At 62.0% G+C, this 3,175-nt stretch carries 2 protein-coding genes; both read right to left on the reverse strand.

The genetic code is table 11. The annotated features are described in order from the left end of the window. Window positions 1-266: 266 nt before the first annotated feature. Window positions 267-1,565 carry an amino-acid N-acetyltransferase gene (gene argA, locus D8V06_RS07035; RefSeq protein WP_056854065.1) on the reverse strand — a complete coding sequence of 433 codons (1,299 nt, stop codon included), beginning with the start codon at window positions 1,563-1,565 and terminating at the stop codon, window positions 267-269. Between the two features lie 152 nt (window positions 1,566-1,717). Next, entirely contained in the window at window positions 1,718-2,878 is a 1,161-nt protein-coding gene (gene argE / locus D8V06_RS07040; protein ID WP_130930680.1) for an acetylornithine deacetylase, read from the reverse strand. Window positions 2,879-3,175: the final 297 nt, after the last annotated feature.

Here is a 3,175-nt window from a genome sequence, read left to right on the forward strand (position 1 = left end):
CCGAACGCAGAGCGTCCGTAGAGGCATTCCCACGCAGAGCGTGGGAACGATCAGGGAACGAAGAGGAATCCACTGAAACCTGTGGCGAGGGAGCTTGCTCCCGTTGGGCCGCGTAGCGGCCCTGATGGGAGTCCTTCGGCCTCCAGCGGGAGCAAGCTCCCTCGCCACAAAAGCGGAATGCAGCCCGGGACGCTCCGCGTCCCATCCAGTACCGAACGCAGAGCGTCCGTAGAGGCATTCCCACGCAGAGCGTGGGAACGATCAGGTCAAAGGGCTTTTTCGAAAATCTTCGAGTTACGCTGGTAGTTGTACAGCGACGCCCGGGCCGACGGCAGGCGATCAACGCTGCTCGGTACAAAACCACGCTCGCGGAACCAGTGCGCAGTGCGGGTGGTTAGCACGAACAACGTCTTCAGGCCTTGGGCACGGGCGCGGGTTTCAATGCGTTCCAGCAGTTCATCGCCGCGACCGCCGTGACGGTATTCCGGGTTGACGGCCAGGCACGCGAGCTCACCGGCATCCGAGTCGGCAATCTGATACAGCGCCGCGCACGCGATGATCATGCCCTCGCGCTCAACCACGCTGAATTGCTCGATCTCGCGCTCCAGCACCTCACGCGAACGCCGCACCAGAATGCCCTGTTCTTCCAGCGGGCTGATCAAATCCAGCAAACCGCCGACGTCCTCGATGGCCGCTTCACGTACCACCTCGAATTGCTCCTGGGCCACCAGCGTACCGCCACCGTCACGGGTGAACAGTTCGGTCAGCAATGCACCATCTTCGGCATAACTGACGATATGGCTGCGCGCCACGCCGCCACGGCAGGCTTCAGCGGCGGCATCCAGCAGCTCTGCCTGATAGTTGCTGCCCAGTCGCTGCAAATGCGCCGGGACTTGCTGTGGACGCAATTCGCGCACCAGACGCCCGTGCTCATCGATCAGGCCCTTCTCCTCGCCGAACAGCAACAGCTTGTCGGCGCCGAGGTCGATGGCCGCACGTGTTGCGACGTCTTCACAAGCGAGGTTGAAAATTTCACCGGTCGGCGAATAACCCAACGGCGACAGCAGCACGATGGAGCGCTCGTCCAGCAGGCGATTGATGCCTTTGCGGTCAACCCGGCGCACTTCACCGGTGTGGTGATAATCGACGCCTTCCAGCACGCCGATTGGCCGGGCGGTCACCAGGTTGCCGCTGGCAACCCGCAGGCGCGAGCCCTGCATCGGCGAGGATGCCATGTCCATGGACAGTCGCGCCTCGATGGCAATGCGCAACTGGCCCACCGCATCGATGACGCACTCCAGCGTCGCGGCATCGGTGATGCGCATGCCGTGGTGGTAATGCGGGGTCAGGCCGCGCGCGGCGAGGCGCGCTTCGATTTGCGGACGGGAGCCGTGAACCAGCACCAGTCGCACGCCCAGGCTGTGCAACAGCACCAGGTCGTGGACGATATTGCCGAAGTTGGGGTGCTCGACACCGTCGCCGGGCAGCATGACGACAAAGGTGCAATCGCGGTGGGCGTTGATGTAAGGCGAAGCGTGACGAAGCCAATTGACGTATTCGGGCATGAACCTGGGCCTGTAATAAATAGCAGCCGAAAAAAGGGCGAAACAGAAAACGCACAGCGGGCTGATGGTTATCGTCGGAACAGGCTTGGCGACACGCGCGCTCTCCTCATGAATACGGGTTGGGATACCGGCAATTTATAAAACACAAACCCCTACACGGGCATTACGGCCGGAGTCAGGCAGTAATGTTCAATCAACTGACGTAATAGATGCACCGTAGGCTGCAAACGTGACATTTCAAGGTATTCCCCCGGCTGGTGGGCGCAGGCGATATCGCCCGGGCCGAGTACCAGTGTCTCGCAGCCAAGGTGCTGAAGATAAGGCGCTTCTGTGCCGAACGCCACTGCTTCGGCGCCATGGCCGGTGAGCTTTTCGGCAATGCGCACCAATTCGGCATCTTCAGCCTGCTCGAAAGGCGGTACTTCAGGGAACAGCGGGGCGTAATCGATTTTCACCTGATGCCGCTCGGCAATCGGGTTGAGCTTCTGCAGGATCGCCGCGCGCAGGGCTTTGGGGTCCATGCCCGGTAGCGGCCGCAGATCGAACTCCAGCGAGCATTGCCCGCAGATGCGATTGGGGTTGTCGCCGCCATGGATGCAGCCGAAATTCATCGTCGGCGTCGGCACGCTGAACTGTGGGTTGCGAAATTCACGCTGCCACAACAGGCGCAGGCCGCGCAGTTCGCCAATGGCGTCGTGCATGGCTTCGAGCGCGCTATGGCCCAGGCGCGGGTCCGAGGAATGGCCGCTTTGCCCGAGTATGTCGATGCGCTCCATCATGATGCCTTTGTGCATGCGGATCGGCTTGAGCCCGGTCGGCTCGCCGATGACCGCGGCACGCCCCAGCGGCCGCCCGGCGGCTGCCAGCGCGCGGGCGCCGGACATCGAGCTTTCTTCATCGCACGTGGCGAGGATCAGCAGCGGTTGCTTGAACGGCTGATCGAGCAACGGCTTGACGGCTTCGATGGCCAGGGCGAAAAAGCCTTTCATGTCACAACTGCCGAGCCCGACCCAACGACCATCGACTTCAGTCAGCTTCAATGGGTCGGTCTGCCACAACGCGCCATCGAACGGCACGGTGTCGCTGTGACCGGCCAGCACCAACCCACCGGGACCGGAGCCATAACTGGCCAGCAGATTGAATTTGCCCGGGCTGACCTGCTGGATATCGCAGGCGAAGCCAAGATCACCGAGCCACGCGGCTAGCAGGTCGATCACCGGGCGATTGGATTGATCGAGGCTGGCCTGGGTGCAACTGACGGACGGTGCAGCAATCAGCGCAGCGAATTGATCTTTCATGGACGGCAAAGGCATCGCTGACTCCAACTCGCAAATTGAAGACCATCATAGAACCATCCGGCGACAGGAATAAACCGTCGCACGGCGGGCAGGGTCTGTTGGCGCTTGGTGACGAGCCAAGGGAGGGCCGTCGCGGCCGTCACCAAGCGTCAACAGACCCTATCTTGGTCGAGTCCTGTACACTGCACGACCTTGGCAGCCACCTATTCCCCCGGCTGCGCTCCCGATCCTGGATTTTCCGGCCATGCAGAAAGAAACCGAAATCAAACTCCGCGTCAGCCGCGAAACCCTCGCCGCCCTGCGCGAGCACCC

The sequence above is a fragment of the Pseudomonas sp. Sample_24 genome (assembly GCF_004307605.1).
Lineage (GTDB): Bacteria > Pseudomonadota > Gammaproteobacteria > Pseudomonadales > Pseudomonadaceae > Aquipseudomonas.